Raw genomic sequence first — 17,565 nt, 5'->3', positions numbered from 1 at the left:
CGGTCGGGGGCCCGCTGCGTGAGGCGATACGACTGCTCAGCCGGCGATGACGGCTTCGGCGTCCAGCGTCGTTCCGACCGCCTGTACGACGGCGGCGATCTTGACCGCTTCCTGGATCGTCTCGCGTGAGACGTCCGCCTTGCGCAGCACGGCCTCGTGCGAGTCCAGGCACTGGCCGCAGCCGTTGACGGCCGAGACGGCCAGCGACCACAGCTCGAAGTCGACCTTCTCCACACCCGGGTTGCCGATGACGTTCATCCGCAGCCCCGCGCGCAGCGTGCCGTACTCCGGGTCCGACAGCAGGTGCCGGGTCCGGTAGAAGACGTTGTTCATCGCCATGATCGCGGCAGCGGACTTGGCGGCGGTGTACGCCTCGGGCGAGAGGTTGGCCTTCGCCTCCGGCTCCAGCTCGCTCAGCACCCGCGGCGAACGCGACGCGATGGCGACGGCGAGCACCGTGCCCCACAGCTGCTGCTGCGGAAGCTCGGAGTTACCGATGACCGAACCGAGGTTCAGCTTCAGGTCCTTGGCGTAGTCGGGCAGCGCCGACTTGAGGTTGTCCAGTGACATACCGGATCACTCGCCCGCGAGGAGCGCGACCGGGTCGAGAGTCGTCTCGCCCTTGCTCCAGTTGCACGGGCACAGCTCGTCGGTCTGCAGGGCGTCGAGCACCCGCAGCACCTCCTTGGGGTTACGCCCCACGGAACCGGCGGTCACCATCGTGAACTGGATCTCGTTGTTGGGGTCGACGATGAACACGGCACGCTGCGCGAAGCCGTCCTCGCCCTCGACGCCGCAGTCGCGCATGAGCTCGTGCTTGGAGTCCGCGAGCATCGGGAAGGGCAGGTCACGCAGGTCGGCGTGGTCCTTGCGCCAGGCGTGGTGCACGAACTCGGAGTCACCGGAGACGCCGAGGATCTGCGCGTCGCGGTCGGCGAACTCGTCGTTCAGCTTGCCGAACGCGGCGATCTCGGTCGGGCAGACGAAGGTGAAGTCCTTCGGCCAGAAGAACACCACACGCCACTTGCCCTCGTACGACTTGTGGTCGATCTGAGCGAAGGCCTTGTCCGCGTCGAGATCGACGCAGGCGGTCAGGTCGTAGGTGGGGAACTTGTCACCGACAGTGAGCACGCGCTCTCCTTGGAACAGAGGAAATCCCTTTTGGGGCTTTCCAGAGGGTTGGACGTATTCCACCCTCCCATGGCGGCTATTGATCACAGAAATAGCTAGACTCGACGGCGTTGATCGGAGTCGCCTATCAGTAGCCCGGAGTGTCATGAGCAAGCAGCCCAGCCTGTCCCAGTTGCGGGCGTTCGCCGCTGTGGCCGAGTACCTGCACTTCCGTGACGCGGCGGCGTCCATAGGGACCAGCCAGCCGGCGCTCTCCGGGGCGGTCGCCGCGCTGGAGGAGACATTGGGAGTGCAACTGGTCGAGCGGACGACGCGCAGGGTGCTGCTCACCGCGGCCGGGGAGCGCATCGCGGCGCGGACACGGAGCGTGCTCGACGCCGTGGGGGAGCTGATGGAGGAGGCGGAGGCGGCGCGGGCGCCGTTCACCGGGGTGCTGCGGCTCGGGGTGATCCCGACCGTCGCGCCGTATCTGCTGCCGACGGTGCTGCGGCTGGTCCATGTCCGGTACCCGGCGCTGGATCTGCAGGTGCACGAGGAGCAGACGTCGTCACTGCTGGAGGGGCTGACCGGCGGACGGCTCGATCTGCTGCTGCTCGCTGTGCCGCTCGGGATGCCCGGAGTGACCGAACTGCCGCTCTTCGAGGAGGACTTCGCCGTGGTCGCACCGCAGGGGCACTGGCTGGCCGGCCGGCAGGCCATTCCCCGTGAGGCGCTGCGGGAGATGGATCTGCTGCTGCTCGACGAGGGGCACTGCCTGCGCGACCAGGCGCTCGACATCTGCCGGGAGGCAGGGCGGCCGGGCGGGGTTCCGGTGACGACCACCGCGGCCGGGCTGTCCACCCTCGTACAGCTGGTCGCGGGCGGGCTCGGGGTGACGTTGCTGCCACGGACCGCGCTCCTGGTGGAGACCGGGCGCAACGACCAGCTGTCGACCGGGTACTTCGCGGATCCCGCGCCGTCGCGGCGGATCGCCCTCGCGATGCGCGGCGGGACCGCCCGCGCGGAGGAGTTCACGGCCTTCGCGGCCGCGCTGCGCGAGGCGCTGCGGCCGCTGCCGGTGCGCGTGTGGGACGGCGAGGCCGTGGCGGACGGCGGCACGGAGGACGCCGGCCGGGCCTGAGGGAAGCAGGCCCGGCCGGCGTCGGTGCCGGATCCGGTGGGGCTACTCGGTCCGCAGACCGTCCGGGCGCATCATGCGCCACAGCGGCGGCAGGCTGAGGAGGGTGACGAGCAGGACCACGCCCGCGCCGACACCCGTCATCGTCGCGGCACTCGCCCAGTCGACGCGGATCGGTGAGCCGACCATCTTCAGCAGCACGGAGCCGAGTCCGAGGCCGCCGATCACCGCCAGCGCCAGGCCGAGGGCGACCGGTAGCGCGGTTTGCCACAGCACCGACAGCCCGAGGGTGGAGCGCCGGGTACCGAACGCGATCAGCACCGCGAGCAGCTTCTTGCGCTCGCGCAGCTGCTCCAGCATCGAGACCAGCAGGCTGATGCCGATCAGCAGCATGGTGGTGACCGCGCCGATGAGCAGTCCGCGCTTGATGTTGGTGTACTTCCGCGCCGTTCGGGTGCTTTCGAGCGTGTAGGTGTTCGCGCCCGGGCCCAGCCGGGCCGTGGTGTTGCGGACGTAGTCCTCCGCGTCCGGCCGCTGCGCGTCGAGCTTGATCAGCACCATGGCGCGCGCTTCCCGCATCCGTGCCACGTCCAGGGTGCCGGGGGTGGCGAGGATGCCCCACTGCACGTCGCCGTTGGGGCTGGTGCGGGCCTTGACCGTGCGGGCGTTGGCCGGGACGGTCCACGGTCGGGGCGGGCCGGACAGCACGCCGCTCTGCGGGGCGTTGAGGTCCAGCCCGGCGCCGGCCTTGGAGATGTCGGGCGGGGTCGTGTACGACGCGTCCGGCAGGACGCGGTAGACGCTCCCGTCGGCGCAGTCACCGATCTCGGCGATCTCGGCGAGCGCGGCGCAGTCGCCGACGAACACCGGGAACTCCAGGATCTCGCCTCCCGCGTCGGGGTTGCCGGAGGCCTTGGCCTTCGCCGCCGCGCCGCCGGGGATGGCGGACGTCTGGACGAGTCCGAGCGCCGAGCGCACGCCGGGGGTGGTCCGGTACGCCTGGATCCCGGCGGTTGCCTGCGGGCCGTTCGTGACGTCGAAGGCCGCCTGCATCTGGGCCCGGTTCGGGTCCTTGCCGGTGTTGGAGGTGAAGTCGCTCTCGATGCCGCTGAACAGCATCTGCAGGGCGATGGCGCCGGCCACCGCGACGGTGATGCCGTTGACCATCCGGGCGGAGGCGCCGCTGTTGAGCTGCAGGCGGCGGGTGGCGAGCTGCCAGGGGACGCTGCCGCCGCCGAAGCGGTTGACGATCAGTTCGACGAGCCAGGGCAGGGCGGCGGTGACGCCGACGAGCAGCAGGATCGCGCCGGCCGAGATCTGGTACGCGTTGAGGTCCGCGTTGCCCTGGACGCCGCCGAACAGCGGGGCCAGCAGCGCGAGTCCGGCGACCGGGATGAGCAGCCGCCACCACAGGCGCCGCTTGCGCAGCGCCGCGTTCCGGACGACGCCCAGCGGTTCGATGGCGATGCCGCGCAGTGCGAGGACGGTGACCGCGACGGCCGCCGCGGGGACGCCGAGCACGATCAGCAGGGCGAGTCCCGTGCCGGGCCGGACGTCGGAGGGGAAGACGCTCAGCCGGTAGAGCTCGATCTGCCCGATGAAGTGCCGTCCCAGAAGGAAGAACCCCAGGCCGAACACGAGCCCGACGAGTGCCCCGACCAGTGCTTCGCCGGCCGCGATCCGCCGGGTCATGCGGGTGTCGGCGCCGACCAGCCGCAGGGCGGCGAGCCGCAGGTCGCGGCGTTCGCCGCCGAAGCGGACAGCGGTGGCGATGAGGATGGCCACCGGCATCAGCAGTACGACGAGGCCGATGATGACGAGCAGGGTCAGGACCGCGCCCAGGCCCTCGGAGCCGTGCTGGGCGCCGCCGATCGTGTCGACGCGTGTGGCGTGTGCGTCGGTGAGGGTGTCGCTGCCCGCGTAGTAGACGAGCTCGGCGGGGCCGAGCAGGCCGCTCTTGGCGATGGTGCCGGTGACGCGGTAGTTGAGCCGCTCCTTGAGGAGCTTGCCTTCGGAGGAGTCCAGCAGCTTGGCGAGCGCGGGGGAGACCGTCATCTCGCCGGGGGCCGGGATCCTGCTCAGGCCGGGCGGTACCGGCGGCTTGTCGCCGTCGGGGTCCAGGACCCGGCCGTAGATGTCCTCGTCGTGGTAGACGGTGTCGGTGTTGTCGATCAGCATCGTGGAGGCGGTCGGCTTCAGCTTCTCGCCGAAGTACAGGTCGTCCCGGTCGTGGCCGCGATCCGAGCGGGCGTCCATCATCGCCGGGACGGCGGCGGCGAGCAGCAGCACCGCCACACCGAGGCCCACGCCGACGGCGGTCAGCAGGTTGCGGATCCAGCCTTCCCGGCCGCCGGCGAGCGTGAAGCGCGCGCCGAGCGCGAGGTCACGGGCCCAGGTGCGGGCGTCGGTGCGTGGCGTGGTGCGTGGAGCGGTGCGCGGGGTGTTGTCCGAAGGCGTGCTCACGCGACCCGCTCCATGTCGCGGGACTTGCCGTCGCGTACGACGATCTCGCGGTCGGAGTACGCGGCGACCCGCGCTTCGTGGGTGACCAGGACGACGGCCGCGCCGGTGTCCCGGGCGGCGTCGGTCAGCAGCCGCATGACGCGCTCGCCGTTGAGGGAGTCCAGGGCGCCGGTCGGCTCGTCCGCGAAGACCACACGGGGTCCGCCGACGAGCGCGCGGGCCACCGCGACCCGCTGGCCCTGGCCGCCGGAGACCTCGCCGGGGCGCTTGTGCCCGAGGTCGTCGACCTCCAGCCGGTGCAGCCACTCGGTGGCCAGCCGCTCGGCCTCCTTGCGCTTGGTGCCGTTCAGCCGCAGGGGCAGCGCCACGTTCTCGACGCAGGTCAGCTCGGGGACGAGCTGGCCGAACTGGAAGACGAACCCGAAGTCGCCGCGGCGCAGGGCGCTGCGGGCGGCGTCGGACATGGCCGACAGCTCCTCGCCCCGGTACAGGACCTTGCCGGCGTCGGGCCGCACGATGCCGGCCAGGCAGTGCAGCAGCGTCGACTTGCCGGAGCCGGAGGGGCCCATCACGGCCACGACCTCACCGGAGCGGATCGTGAAGTCGGCGCCGTCCAGGGCGGGGGTGGGGCCGTAGGTCTTGTGCAGCGCGTCGGCGGTCAGCAGCGGTGTGCTGGGCTGAGGGGTGGAGCTGGTCACTTGCGTACCTCCGTCGCGAGCTGGTCGAGCCGGGCGGCGGTGAGTTCCAGCCACCGCAGATCCGCTTCGAGGTGGAAGAGAGCGTGATCGCAGATCAGCTGGTCGGCGAGGTCGCCGCTGGACTTGCGACGGGTCAGTTCGCGCATGAGCCGCAGGTGCTCGGCGCGCTGGGTGTCCAGCAGGTCGATGGCGCTGCGGCCGGTCAGCAGGGCGAGGACGACCTTCGTGTACAGGGTCGTCTGCAGATACGGCTCGGGCTTCTCGGGCTGGGCGAGCCACGTCTCGACGTCGGTCAGTCCGGCGTCGGTGATCGCGTACCGCTTGCGCTCGGGGCCGCTGCCGGGCTCTATGCCCTCGACCTCCACGAGCCCGTTCTTGAGGAGTCGGGCCATCGTCGAATAGACCTGCCCGTAGTGCAGCGGGCGGTCGTGGCCGAAGCGTTCGTCGAAGGCGCGCTTGAGGTCGTAACCATGGCGTGGGCCGGACTCAAGAAGCCCGAGCAGGGTGTGGCCGATTGACATGCGAGCACTCTACATGACGTGTATACGTGGTGTGTATAGACGTGGTGTGTAGTTGATCAGTGCAGGTCAGGCCACTCCTATCAGCTCTCGGTCGGGTTCTTCGGTTCTGCCGACCCCTCTGCGGGCGGCTCCGCCGACCGGGCCGGACGGCCGCGGCGGGGGATCGGTTTGGCGGCGCCGGGGAGGCGCCCGGCCTCGGCGAGCGCCCGGCGCAGCAGGAACTCGATCTGTGCGTTGGTGCTGCGGAGCTCGGTCGCCGCCCACGTCGCGATGGCGTCGTGGACGGCGGGGTCGAGCCTCAGCAGCACCTGCTTGCGGGCGGTGCGGCCGGTGCGTTCCGTCACTGGTAGAGGGTCCCGGTGTTGAGTACGGGCTGGGCGGCGCGGTCGCCGCACAGGACCACGAGCAGGTTGCTGACCATGGCGGCCTTGCGCTCCTCGTCGAGCTCGACGATGCCCTGCTCGGAGATCCGGGTCAGCGCGGACTCGACCATGCCGACCGCGCCCTCGACGATGGTCTGACGGGCGGCCACGATCGCGCCGGCCTGCTGGCGCTGGAGCATCGCGGAGGCGATCTCGGGAGCGTAGGCGAGGTGCGTGAAGCGGGACTCGATGATCTTCACTCCGGCCGCGCCGACCCTCGCGGCGATCTCGACGGAGAGCTTCTCGGTGATCTCCTCGGCGTTGCCGCGCAGCGACAGGCCCTCCACGTCGTGCGCGTCGTACGGGTAGTTCGTCGCGATGTGCCGGACGGCGGTGTCGGTCTGGATCGCGATGAACTCCACGAAGTCGTCGACCTCGAAGACCGCCTGTGCGGAGTCCCTGACCTGCCAGACGACGACGGCGGCCAGTTCGATCGGGTTGCCGTACGAGTCGTTGACCTTCAGGACCGCGGTCTCGTGGTTGCGGATCCGGGTGGAGATCTTGCGGCGGCTGGTGAACGGATTCACCCAGCGCAGCCCGTCCTGGCGGATGGTGCCCTGGTACCGGCCGAAGAGCTGGCAGACGCGGGCTTCGCCGGGGGCGACCTGGGTGAGGCCGAACATGGTGATGAAGGCGGCGATCGCAATCACCACACCGGCGCCGATCAGGACGCCCGCCAGTGCGCCGCCGCTGTCCTTGGCCTTGGCGATGCCGACGATGAAGAGTGCGATGCCGCCGAACAGCACCGGCACGGCGATCAGCAGGAAGGGCAGTCCCGGCATACCGACGGCCACGCGTTCGGTGACATGCGGGGCGGGCATCTCAGGGATCTCCGACTGGAGATCGGTGGTGCGGTTCTCGGACATGGGTCCCCCGTTCACAGTGCTCGGCGCGCTCATTCGCCCGCCTAGCAAAGTGATAACACATTAACCCTTCACTGGACTAGGGACGCGATGCAGCCCCGGGGCACGGAGGGGGGGTAACACGTGCGCCGGGGCTGCGGTTTCGAGGGCCGGAGGTGCTGCGGCGGGGTCAGCCGCTCTTGACGGTGACCGAGATCCGGTCGCCGACCTCCTTGTCGATGGAGCGCCAGTACCGCAGCGCCCGTTCCAGGACGGGTGCGCTGACGCCCTTCAGCAGATGGCCGGAAACGTTCGTCACCAGCCGGGCGCGGGCATCGTCGTCGAGCACCTGCCGCACCTGCGTGCCGGCCTGTCCCCAGTCGTCGTCCTCGCGGTGCAGCGCGTACGCCTCCCGCACCATCTCGCCCGCGCTCGCCCAGCCCGCCGGCTCACCGAACCGCTCGGTGTCGGCGGCAGGACCCCCGTAGGAGTTCGGCGCGTACACCGCGGCCGTACGGGACGGCTCGTACCGCATCGGGCCGTCCTTGGCGTACGAGTAGACGGGCGAGTGCGGCCGGTTCGGCGGCAGTTGGGCGTAGTTCGGGCCGATCCGGTACCGGTGGGTGTCCGGGTACGAGAAGAGCCGGCCGATCAGCATCTTGTCCGGGGACGGGCCGATGCCCGGCACCATGTTCGACGGCTCGAAGGCGGCCTGCTCGATGTGGACGAAGAAATCCTCCGGGTTCCGGTCCAGCGTCATCCGGCCGACCTCGATCAGCGGGTAGTCGCCGTGCGGCCACACCTTGGTCAGGTCGAACGGGTTGAACCGGTAGCCGGGCGCGTCCTCGAACGGCATGACCTGTACCTTCAGCGTCCACGAAGGGTGTTCGCCGCGCTTGATCGTCTCGAACAGATCGCGCCGGAAGGCATCGGGGTCCTCGCCGGCCAGCGCGTCCGCGTCGGCCTGGGTGAGGAAGCCGATGCCCTGGTCGGTGATGAAGTGGTACTTGATCCAGAACCGCTGTCCGGAGCCGTTGACCCACATGAAGGTGTGCGAGCCGTAGCCGTTCATGTGGCGGAAGTTCTTCGGGATGCCGCGGTCGCCCATCAGCCAGGTGACCATGTGCGCGGTCTCCGGGGAGAGCGTCCAGAAGTCCCACTGCATGTCGTTGTCGCGCATGCCGTTGTCGGCGCGGCGCTTCTGCGAGCGGATGAAGTCCTGGAACTTCTGCGGGTCGCGGACGAAGAACACCGGCGTGTTGTTGCCCACCAGGTCGTAGTTGCCCTGCTCCGTGTAGAACTTCAGCGCGAAGCCCCGCGGGTCGCGCCAGGAGTCCGGGCTGCCCTGCTCGCCCGCGACGGTGGAGAAGCGGGCCAGCATCTCGGTGCGCCGGCCCGGCTGGAAGAGATCGGCCTTGGTGAACTGGCTGACGTCGTTCGTGACCTCGAAGCTGCCGTAGGCTCCGCTGCCCTTGGCGTGCACCACCCGCTCGGGGACCCGTTCACGGTTGAACTGGGCCATCTTCTCGATCAGATAGTGGTCCTGCAGCAGGATCGGGCCGTCCGGGCCCACCGTGAGCGAATGCTCGTCGCTCTCCGCCGGGACACCGGCGTTGTTGGTGGTGTACGGGGTGCTCATCGTGTCTCCCGTTCGAGTCGAGACTCCGGTACCGGGGCGTCGCTTCGACCACCCTTGCACCGAACCTCCCGCTCGGCACGCCGGGCGACAGCGGGGTTCCGGAGGCCGCGCGGTCTCCGGAACCCGGGCCCGGGTGCCGGGAACTACGGAATCGCCAGCTCGAACCAGACGACCTTGCCCGCACTCAGTCTTGTGGCCCCCCACCGCTGAGCCATCCGGCTGACGAGATACAGGCCGCGGCCACCCTCGTCCTGCGGCTGCGCGTGCCGCATCTGCGGCAGCAGCGGCGCGTCGTCGCCGACCTCGCAGCGCAGCACGTCGGTGCGCAGCAGCCGCAGCGTGATGGGCCGCTCGGCGTACCGGACGGCGTTGGTGACGATCTCGCTGACCAGGAGTTCGGTCGGCTCGATCAGGTGCTCCAAATCCCAGCGGCGCAGCGCCTGGCGGGCGAGCCGCCGGGCCCGGCCGGCGGTCTGCGGCTGCGGCTCCAGGTACCAGTACGCCACGTCGCTCGGTGAGATCCCGTCGAAGCGGGCGGCGAGCAGCGCGATGTCGTCGTCCCGGTCGCCGGGGCCGAGGATCTCCAGGATCTCGTCGCAGAGCGGTTCCAGCGGCGGCGGCGACAGCACGGTCGCGGCGTCGTGCAGCCGCTCGCGCAGCAGCTCGATGCCGCCCCAGACGTCCCGCGTCCGGGACTCGACGAGGCCGTCGGTGTACAGCACCAGGGTCGCGCCGGCGGGCGCCGGCAGCTCGACCGCCTCGAACGGCACCCCGCCGACGCCGATCGGCGCGCCCGGCGGTACCCGCAGCACCTCGGCCAGGCCGTTGGCGTGCAGCAGGATGGGCGGCGGGTGGCCGGCGTTGGCCACCACCAGGCGGTGCGCGATCGGGTCGTAGACCGCGTACACGCAGGTGGCCATGCGGTCGCTGCCGAGCCGCTGGGCCTGCTCGTCCAGGTGGTAGAGCACCTCCTGCGGCGCCAGGTCGAGCCCCGCGAGGGTCTGCACGGTGGTGCGCAGCTGACCCATGATCGCCGCCGAGGTCATGGAGTGGCCCATGACGTCGCCGACGACGAGCGCGACGCGGCTGCCGGGCAGCGGGATCGCGTCGTACCAGTCGCCGCCGACCCGGGCCGATTCGGCGGCCGGCAGATAGCGGCTGGCGAGCCGGACCCCGGTGGGCTGCGGCAGGGAGTCGGGCAGCATCTCGCGCTGCAGGGCGTCCGCGATGTACGCCTCGCGTCCGTACAGCACCGCCTTGTCGACGCCGAGCGCCGTATGGGTGGCGAGCTGGGCGGCGACCAGCAGGTCGTCGGACTCGAACGGCGGCCGGTCGGGACGGCGCAGCAGTACGGCCGCACCGATGACCCGGCGGCGGCCGCGCAGCGGGGCGAGTATCGCGCGGCGTCCGGTCGGCAGGACGGGCGGGTGCAGCGGCCTGTCGCTCCTGGCGGCGCCCGGCTCGGGGTGTAATCCGGGCCGTTCACCCGGCCGGCCCGCGCCGGCGGAGGCCGAAGGACCCTCGCCGAAGCGCAGCAGTTCCTCCAGGGCGGCGGCGGACTGCGGGTGTTCCGCGAAGACCGGGCGTACGCCGCGCAGCACCTCGGCGAGCGGTCCGTCCAGCCGGACGAGGGTGCTCTCGGCGGCGCCGCCGTAGGCGGGCTCCGCGGGCACCGGGGCCAGCACGGTGCCGACGTAGGACTGCCCGCTGGGCTCGTCCAGGCCGCCGTCGGCGCGCCGCAGCCGGAGCACGAGCGGCCCTGACGGCCGTTCGTCGCCGACCGGCAGCGGGTCGCGGAGGTAGACCAGGATCGCGTCGGCGAACGCGGGGACGGCGGAGCGGCACAGGCCCAGCAGGATCTCGTCGAGGTCCAGACCGCGGGCGATCCGCCGGGTGGCCGCCCCGACGTACCGCAGCCGCTCGGCCTCCGAGACCGAGGACCCCGCCGTACGGGCGCCGAGGGTGCCGGAGGCGGGCGGAGCGGGCAGCGCGGAGGCCGCGGGCGTGGGCGGCGCCGCGGGGGCGGGTGCCAGCGCCGCGGCCGGCTCCTCGTGGCGCGGATGGCCGGCGGGCTCCATGGCGGCGCCCGCCGGGCCCTGGGTCCCGCGCGGCGGGGTGCTGGAGAACGACGCGTCAGGGCCGGGGTCGCGCCGGGGCGTGCCCGCGGCCTGCGCCGCCTGCCGGTCCCGTGCGGAACGGTCGTCGGGCAGTGCCTGGGGCGGCGAGGCGGGCTGGTCCTCCCGGTCGGAGCCCGGGGGCAGGCGGAAGCCGCCGCGCGGGTCCGGCAGCGGTGCCGGCAGGGCGGCATCCGGTCCCGGTTGCCGCGCCGGGGGCGGGGGCGTGCGATCCGTGGTCACGCGAGTCGTTCCATCCGGTTGTGCGCCACGCGCTGGCCGCGGCGGGGATTGGGCCGTGTCAGGCGCGTCGTCGGCAGTAGAGGAAGAGCTGCTCCTCCGGCGGCACGTCGGTGCTCGCCGGTGCATAGGCGTACGACTCCTCCTCGATCACCTCGAAGCCCGCGTCCGCCACTACCTGGTGCAAATCATCCCGTAGATAACCGGATACCCGGATGGTGTTACCAAGGAACGGGATTGCGAAGTCGTCCACATCCGCTTCGACCATCGAGAGGATGAAGAGACCCGCGGGCTCCAGCAGATCATGGATGGCCCGCAATGCGTAGGGAATCTCCGCGCGCGGCAGCATCAGCAGGGAGAAGAACGCCGCGACTCCGTCGAAACGTCCGAGGTCGAGGGTGCCGCCGGGGCGCAGATCGGCGATGTCGCCCTGGTGGAACTCGGCCTCCGGCACGTACCGCGCGGCCAGCGCGAGCATGCCGGCGGACAGATCGACGCCGACGACCCGGTGTCCGGCCTCGGCGAGCTGCCGGGTGCTGGGCAGGCCGGTGCCGCAGCCCAGGTCGAGCACCCGCGATCCGGCGGGCAGCGTCTCCGCCAGCCACCGGCCGGCGGTGAGCTGGCCGTCCTTGTGGGGAAACGCTTCGTCGTACCGGTCGCCGATCGCGTCGAACGCCTCGGCCTGGCCGCCGCGGTCCCGCTTTATGTCCTCGTAGCCGCCGGTTCCCACTGCCTCGGTCCTCCTTGGTGCGCGTGGCTTGATGACTTGGCGTCAGGCTCTGGGTGCTGGTCGGGAATTGCGCGGTGTTGCGGAGCACGATCCTACGTTTGACGACCCGGGGCGCATCAAGGGGCTCACGAGGTCACTTTGCCGGACGGTTCCAGTCGTCCGGGAGTGACGGTACCGGCCAGCCGGGATCCGGGCGCCAGTCCTCCCAGCCGTCCCGGAAGGGCCGGCCCCAGGACCTGATGACCCCGGCCGCCTCCAGTCCGGCCGACCGTACCCGCTCGGCGCGTTCGGCGGGCATAAGGCCCGCGAGCTGCGCCTGGGCGAACTCGTCCTCGTCGAGCCAGTGCCAGCTGCGGTCCGGGCGGACCGCGATGTCGAGGAAGTGGTCCTCGGAGTCCAGACCGCCGGACCAGCGCCGGCGCGGCTCCTCCAGGTTCACGTACCAGTTCTTGAAATGCCACCTTTTGTCCCAGAAGAGCCAGACCGACCAGGGCTCGCCGGGGTGTGCGATCTTCAGCACACCCGCGCCCCACCACTGCTCGACGCGCGTAGTGCGCGGCTTGAGATAGCGGGTGGCGAGCGGCTCCCGGTGGATCGGCGAGCCATCGGTGAGCACCGGCTTCACACAGGAGGTACCGGGCGCCATCCAGACCGCGAGCAGCTCGGCGTCATCGCGCACGACGGTCACCGGGCGGCAGATGTGCAGCTCGTCGGTGCCGTTGCCCCGATAACGCCACAACACTTGCTCACCCGGCGACCAGTAGCCGCTGGTACCCGGCCCGTTTCCGTCAAGAAGAGTGTCGGCTGTCATGAACAGATCTTACGGATCAGCCCTTAAGGATGGGTCATGCGCAGCACATCCAACGCCGCGTCCAGCTGCTCCTCGGTCAGTTTTCCCTGTTCGACATAGCCCAGCTCGATCACCACGTCCCGGATGCGCTTACGCTCCGCGACGGCTTTCTTGGCGACCTTGGCCGCCTCCTCATAACCGATGTACTTGTTCAGCGGGGTGACCACCGACGGCGAGGACTCCGCGTACTCACGGGCCCGCTCGACATTGGCGGTGATGCCGTCGACCGTGCGGTCGGCGAGCAGCCGGGAGACGTTGGCGAGCAGCCGGACGGATTCCAGCACGTTCCTGGCGATGACCGGGAGCATCACGTTGAGCTCGAAGTTCCCGGCGGCGCCGGCCATCGTGATCGTCAGGTCGTTGCCGGCGACCTGGGCCGCGACCATCAGCACGGCCTCCGGGATCACCGGGTTGACCTTGCCCGGCATGATCGACGAGCCCGGCTGGAGATCCGGCAGGTTGATCTCGGCCAGTCCGGTACGCGGTCCCGACGCCATCCAGCGCAGATCGTTGGAGATCTTGGTGAGGCCGACCGCGACGGTCTTGAGCTGCCCCGACGTCTCGACGATGCCGTCCCGGGCGCCCTGCGCCTCGAAGTGGTCGCGCGCCTCGGTCAGCGGCAGCCCGGTGGTCCGCGCCACCTCGGCGATCACCGCGGCCGAGAAGCCGGGCGGGGTGTTGATGCCGGTGCCGACCGCGGTGCCGCCGAGCGGCAGCTCCGCCAGCCGGGGCAGCGCGCCCAGCAGCCGCTCGACGCCGTATCTGACCTGGGCCGCGTAGCCGCCGAACTCCTGGCCCAGCGTGACGGGCGTGGCGTCCATCAGATGCGTACGGCCGGACTTCACGACGTCCGCGAACTCGGCCGCCTTGCGTTCCAGGGACTCCGCGAGGTGCTCCAGTGCGGGGACGAGGTCGCGGGTGACGGCGGCGGTGGCCGCGATGTGGATGGACGACGGGAACACGTCGTTGGACGACTGGGACGCGTTGACGTGGTCGTTCGGATGCACGTCACGGCCCAGCCGCTCCGTCGCCAGCGTCGCGATGACCTCGTTGGCATTCATGTTGGAGGACGTGCCGGAGCCGGTCTGGAAGACGTCGATGGGGAACTGGTCGTCCCACCGGCCGTCCACCACCTCGGCCGCCGCCTCCTGGATCGCCTCGGCGATGTCCTTGTCCAGGACGCCGAGTCCGGCGTTCACCTTGGCGGCTGCCGCCTTGATCCGGGCCAGTGCCTCGATGTGCGCGCGCTCGATCCGCTGGCCGGAGATCGGGAAGTTCTCCACCGCCCGCTGCGTCTGGGCCCGCCATTTCGCGTCCGCGGGCACCCGTACCTCGCCCATCGAATCGTGCTCGATCCGGAAAGGCCGGTCCTGGGACGACTCCTCGGGCATGGCTGGATTCCTTTCCTCGGCAACTCCTCGACAACATTCCCATTGTCGTACTACTTCCAAGTAACACCCATCAGTAGGACAGTGCCGTAGCCCATTTCATTCCTGTGGAAGGAGCGACGTATGCGCATGTCGAGAAAGAGACGTTGTCGTACCGCCGGGACGGTGCTGGCCGTCCTCGCGACCGTCCTCGCGGGCGGTGCCGGTCTGACCACCACGGCCTCCGCGGCCCCGCAGAACAGCACCGTCAAGCCGCTCTCCGCCGACCTGGAGCAGATCCGCGCCGCCGAGGCGACGGCCCTGTACGGGAGTCCGGCGATCCGGCCGGTGGCGGACCGCAAGACCGGGCTGATCTCGCTGGGGGACAGTGAGATATCCGGCGAGGGCGTCGGCACCTACGAGGCGGGCACGGACGGCCCCACGAACTGGTGCCACCGCTCCCCGGACTCCGCGATCCACCGCACCGGCATCCCGGCCGACGAGACGTACAACGTCGCCTGCTCGGGCGCCTACACCGGCAACATCAGGATCGGCGGCAGCAAGCAGTACGCGGACGAGCTGGTGCAGAGCGACAGCCTCGCCATCAAGGCCCGCAACACGAAGATCAAGATGGTGGTGCTGGTCGCGGGCGCCAATGACGACCTGCAGTTCGGGCCGGTCATCACCGACTGCGTGGAGCGCTGGTTCCTGCTGCAGGGCAGCTGCGACTCCAAGTACGCGCCCGGCTGGCAGGCCCGCGTCGACGGACTGGTGCCCAAGGTCGAGGGCACCGTGCAGGACCTGCGGACCGTCATGCGCGACGCCGGCTACGCGGACGCCGACTACAAGCTCGTGGTGATGGGCTACCCCAGCCCGATGAGCCCCGACATCTACGACAACCCCGGCTTCCCCGGCAAGATCCCCGGCGGCTGCACCGGCTACGACACGGACCTCGCCTGGGGCCGCAACTCCGCGGTGCCCGCCTTCGAGCTCGGCATGCGCCAGGCCGCCGAGGCCACCGGGGCGGTGTACCTCGACAACTCCCGGCTCTTCCACGGGCATGAGGCGTGCACGGACAACACCTGGGCGCGCGGCCTGGTCGTGAACATCACCAACCCGTTCCCGCCCGACGCCAACTCCGTACGCCAGTCCTTCCACCCGAACGCCCGCGGCCACGCCGCCTTCGCGTCGTGCCTGACCCAGCTCTACAACTCCGGCTACCAGGAAGCCGGTTGCGCCGACCCGGCCAGCACCGGCACTCCGGTGCTCCACCAGGGCGCCTGGGACGACGCGTTCAAGCCGGTCACCAACGCGGCCACCGGCCAGTGCATGGACGCCAACGGCGGCTCGTCGCGCAACAACACCGCGCTGCTCGGCTGGAGCTGCCACGGCGGCCGCAACCAGTCGTTCGCGTACGACACCCAGTACCAGTCGCTGCACATCGCGCTCAGCCAGGACCGGTGCATGGACGTGCCGGCCTCGAACTACAGCGCCGGAACCGGCCTCATCCTGTGGGACTGCCACGGCGGTGCCAACCAGCGGTTCACCATGACGGCGGGCACCATCCGCCCGGTGGCGGCCACCGGCCTGTGCGTGACCCAGAGCGCCGCGAGTTCGCCGCTGAAACTGGCGGCCTGCGACGGCTCCGCGAGCCAGCACTTCGCGTAACGGCTCGCAACGCACCACGGACGGGCCCCGCCGATGGAGCGGCGGGGCCCGTCCGTGCTGTTGTTGTCCTCAGGGCCGGAGCGTCAGCCCCGGCGGCCGATCGAGAGCACCGGGCCCGACGGATCCGTGAAGAAGTCGTTGCCCTTGTCGTCGACGACGATGAACGCGGGGAAGTCCTCGACCTCGATCTTCCAGACCGCTTCCATGCCCAGCTCCGCGTACTCCAGGACGTCGACCTTCTTGATGCAGTCCTGCGCGAGCCGCGCCGCCGGGCCGCCGATCGAGCCGAGGTAGAAACCGCCGTGCGCCTTGCACGCGTCGGTCACCTGCTTCGAGCGGTTGCCCTTGGCGAGCATGACGAAGGAACCGCCGGCCGCCTGGAACTGCTCGACGTACGCGTCCATCCGGCCCGCCGTGGTGGGGCCGAACGAGCCGGAGGCGAAGCCCTCGGGGGTCTTGGCCGGGCCCGCGTAGTAGACGGGGTGGTCGTGCAGGTACTGCGGCATGGACTCGCCCGCGTCCAGCCGCTCCTTGATCTTGGCGTGCGCGATGTCACGGGCCACGACGAGCGTGCCGGACAGCGACAGCCGGGTCTTGACCGGGTACTTGGACAGCTCGGCGCGGATGTCCGCCATCGGCCGGTTCAGATCGACGCGCACCACGTCGTCGTCCAGGTGCTCGTCCGTGGTCTCCGGGAGGAAGCGCGCCGGGTCGGTCTCCAGCTGCTCCAGGAAGACGCCCTCGGCGGTGATCTTCGCGACGGCCTGCCGGTCCGCCGAGCAGGACACCGCGATGGCGACGGGCAGCGACGCGCCGTGCCGGGGCAGCCGCACCACGCGCACGTCGTGGCAGAAGTACTTGCCGCCGAACTGCGCGCCGATGCCGATCTTCTGTGTCAGCTCGAAGACCTTCTCCTCCAGGCCCTTGTCCCGGAAGCCGTGCCCGTCCGGCGAGCCTTCGCCCGGCAGCTCGTCCAGGTAGTGCGCGGAGGCGTACTTGGCGGTCTTCAGCGCGAACTCCGCGCTGGTGCCGCCGACCACGATCGCCAGGTGGTACGGCGGGCAGGCCGCGGTACCGAGCGAGCGGATCTTCTCCTCCAGGAACTTCATCATGGAGGCCTCGTTGAGGACCGCCTTCGTCTCCTGGTAGAGGAACGACTTGTTGGCGCTGCCGCCGCCCTTCGCCATGAACAGGAACTTGTACGCGCCGCCGTCGGTCGCGTACAGCTCGATCTGGGCGGGCAGGTTCGAGCCGGTGTTCTTCTCGTCCCACATGGTCAGCGGGGCCATCTGCGAGTACCGCAGGTTGAGCTTGGTGTACGCGTCGTAGATGCCGTGCGACAGCGCCGCCTCGTCACCGCCGGAGGTCAGCACGTTCTGGCCGCGCTTGCCCATCACGATCGCCGTGCCGGTGTCCTGGCACATGGGCAGCACCCCGGCCGCCGCGATGTTCGCGTTCTTCAGCAGGTCCAGCGCGACGAAGCGGTCGTTCGGCGACGCCTCGGGGTCGTCGAGGATCCGCCGCAGCTGGGTGAGGTGGGCCGGCCGCAGGTAGTGCGAGATGTCGTGCATCGCCTCGGCGGCGAGCGTCCGCAGCGCCTCCGGCTCGACCTTGAGGAAGGTGCGCCCGTCCGCCTCGACGGTGCTCACACCCTCGGAGGTGATCAGCCGGTACGGCGTCGTGTCCTCGCCGAGCGGGAGGAGATCCGTATAGGAGAACTCGGGCATTTTGGGGGGCTTCCTCACTCGGCTGGTCATTCGGCG

At 70.5% G+C, this 17,565-nt stretch carries 15 protein-coding genes; 2 read left to right on the top strand and 13 right to left on the bottom strand.

The features are described from left to right. Positions 1-36: 36 nt before the first annotated feature. Together LNW73_RS11415 and LNW73_RS11410 are read right to left on the bottom strand one after the other, a co-directional pair. Positions 37-570, bottom strand: a complete 534-nt coding sequence (locus LNW73_RS11415; protein ID WP_138352117.1) for an alkyl hydroperoxide reductase — start codon at positions 568-570, stop codon at positions 37-39. A gap of 6 nt (positions 571-576) precedes the next feature. Then, on the bottom strand, positions 577-1,131 hold the full coding sequence (locus LNW73_RS11410; RefSeq protein ID WP_138352116.1) for a peroxiredoxin: 555 nt from the start codon (positions 1,129-1,131) through the stop codon (positions 577-579). A gap of 145 nt (positions 1,132-1,276) precedes the next feature. Here LNW73_RS11410 and LNW73_RS11405 point away from each other — a divergent pair, with 145 nt between their 5' ends. Continuing rightward, positions 1,277-2,251, top strand: a complete 975-nt coding sequence (locus LNW73_RS11405) for a hydrogen peroxide-inducible genes activator (protein ID WP_250989837.1) — start codon at positions 1,277-1,279, stop codon at positions 2,249-2,251. 42 nt (positions 2,252-2,293) lie between these two features. Here LNW73_RS11405 and LNW73_RS11400 read toward each other — a convergent pair whose 3' ends face one another. The 10 genes from LNW73_RS11400 to LNW73_RS11355 form a co-directional block, all read right to left on the bottom strand. Next, positions 2,294-4,711 carry an FtsX-like permease family protein gene (locus tag LNW73_RS11400; RefSeq protein WP_250989836.1) on the bottom strand — a complete coding sequence of 806 codons (2,418 nt, stop codon included), beginning with the start codon at positions 4,709-4,711 and terminating at the stop codon, positions 2,294-2,296. Next, on the bottom strand, positions 4,708-5,409 hold the full coding sequence (locus tag LNW73_RS11395) for an ABC transporter ATP-binding protein (RefSeq protein ID WP_250977495.1): 702 nt from the start codon (positions 5,407-5,409) through the stop codon (positions 4,708-4,710). Before LNW73_RS11395 ends, LNW73_RS11400 begins: the two co-directional genes overlap by 4 nt. After that, positions 5,406-5,930, bottom strand: a complete 525-nt coding sequence (locus tag LNW73_RS11390; protein WP_138352113.1) for a PadR family transcriptional regulator — start codon at positions 5,928-5,930, stop codon at positions 5,406-5,408. Before LNW73_RS11390 ends, LNW73_RS11395 begins: the two co-directional genes overlap by 4 nt. 80 nt (positions 5,931-6,010) lie before the next feature. Next, positions 6,011-6,274 (bottom strand): hypothetical protein, encoded by a 264-nt coding sequence (locus tag LNW73_RS11385; RefSeq protein ID WP_250989835.1) that lies wholly within the window; start codon positions 6,272-6,274, stop codon positions 6,011-6,013. Continuing rightward, entirely contained in the window at positions 6,271-7,218 is a 948-nt protein-coding gene (locus LNW73_RS11380) for an SPFH domain-containing protein (RefSeq protein ID WP_250989834.1), read from the bottom strand. Before LNW73_RS11380 ends, LNW73_RS11385 begins: the two co-directional genes overlap by 4 nt. Before the next feature lie 166 nt (positions 7,219-7,384). Beyond that, on the bottom strand, positions 7,385-8,833 hold the full coding sequence (locus tag LNW73_RS11375) for a catalase (protein ID WP_250989833.1): 1,449 nt from the start codon (positions 8,831-8,833) through the stop codon (positions 7,385-7,387). A gap of 143 nt (positions 8,834-8,976) precedes the next feature. Next, complete coding sequence (locus LNW73_RS11370) at positions 8,977-11,190, bottom strand: SpoIIE family protein phosphatase (RefSeq protein WP_374118080.1); 2,214 nt, start codon at positions 11,188-11,190, stop codon at positions 8,977-8,979. Between the two features lie 58 nt (positions 11,191-11,248). Further along, complete coding sequence (locus LNW73_RS11365) at positions 11,249-11,917, bottom strand: class I SAM-dependent DNA methyltransferase (protein WP_250989831.1); 669 nt, start codon at positions 11,915-11,917, stop codon at positions 11,249-11,251. Between the two features lie 133 nt (positions 11,918-12,050). Beyond that, positions 12,051-12,728, bottom strand: a complete 678-nt coding sequence (gene fomD / locus LNW73_RS11360) for a cytidylyl-2-hydroxypropylphosphonate hydrolase (RefSeq protein WP_250977499.1) — start codon at positions 12,726-12,728, stop codon at positions 12,051-12,053. Between the two features lie 23 nt (positions 12,729-12,751). Further along, entirely contained in the window at positions 12,752-14,158 is a 1,407-nt protein-coding gene (locus LNW73_RS11355; protein WP_250989830.1) for a class II fumarate hydratase, read from the bottom strand. Positions 14,159-14,278: 120 nt separating this feature from the next. Here LNW73_RS11355 and LNW73_RS11350 point away from each other — a divergent pair, with 120 nt between their 5' ends. Continuing rightward, entirely contained in the window at positions 14,279-15,802 is a 1,524-nt protein-coding gene (locus LNW73_RS11350; RefSeq protein WP_374118079.1) for a ricin-type beta-trefoil lectin domain protein, read from the top strand. An 83-nt stretch (positions 15,803-15,885) separates the two neighbouring features. Here LNW73_RS11350 and LNW73_RS11345 read toward each other — a convergent pair whose 3' ends face one another. Beyond that, positions 15,886-17,529 (bottom strand): fumarate hydratase, encoded by a 1,644-nt coding sequence (locus LNW73_RS11345; RefSeq protein ID WP_250977502.1) that lies wholly within the window; start codon positions 17,527-17,529, stop codon positions 15,886-15,888. Between the last annotated feature and the right edge of the window lie 36 nt (positions 17,530-17,565).

This window comes from Streptomyces sp. RKAG337, from assembly GCF_023701715.1.
In the GTDB taxonomy this organism is placed as follows: domain Bacteria; phylum Actinomycetota; class Actinomycetes; order Streptomycetales; family Streptomycetaceae; genus Actinacidiphila.
The sequence above is the reverse complement of the archived record's forward strand: the minus strand, read 5'-3'. Positions and strand labels throughout refer to the sequence as shown.

Coding starts and splice junctions, on each gene's coding strand:
- LNW73_RS11415 (WP_138352117.1), bottom strand. CDS start 570: ATGTCACTGGACAACCTCAAGTCGGCGCTGCCCGACTACGCCAAGGAC.
- LNW73_RS11405 (WP_250989837.1), top strand. CDS start 1,277: ATGAGCAAGCAGCCCAGCCTGTCCCAGTTGCGGGCGTTCGCCGCTGTG.
- LNW73_RS11390 (WP_138352113.1), bottom strand. CDS start 5,930: ATGTCAATCGGCCACACCCTGCTCGGGCTTCTTGAGTCCGGCCCACGC.
- LNW73_RS11380 (WP_250989834.1), bottom strand. CDS start 7,218: ATGTCCGAGAACCGCACCACCGATCTCCAGTCGGAGATCCCTGAGATG.
- LNW73_RS11375 (WP_250989833.1), bottom strand. CDS start 8,833: ATGAGCACCCCGTACACCACCAACAACGCCGGTGTCCCGGCGGAGAGC.
- fomD (WP_250977499.1), bottom strand. CDS start 12,728: ATGACAGCCGACACTCTTCTTGACGGAAACGGGCCGGGTACCAGCGGC.
- LNW73_RS11355 (WP_250989830.1), bottom strand. CDS start 14,158: ATGCCCGAGGAGTCGTCCCAGGACCGGCCTTTCCGGATCGAGCACGAT.
- LNW73_RS11350 (WP_374118079.1), top strand. CDS start 14,279: ATGCGCATGTCGAGAAAGAGACGTTGTCGTACCGCCGGGACGGTGCTG.
- LNW73_RS11345 (WP_250977502.1), bottom strand. CDS start 17,529: ATGCCCGAGTTCTCCTATACGGATCTCCTCCCGCTCGGCGAGGACACG.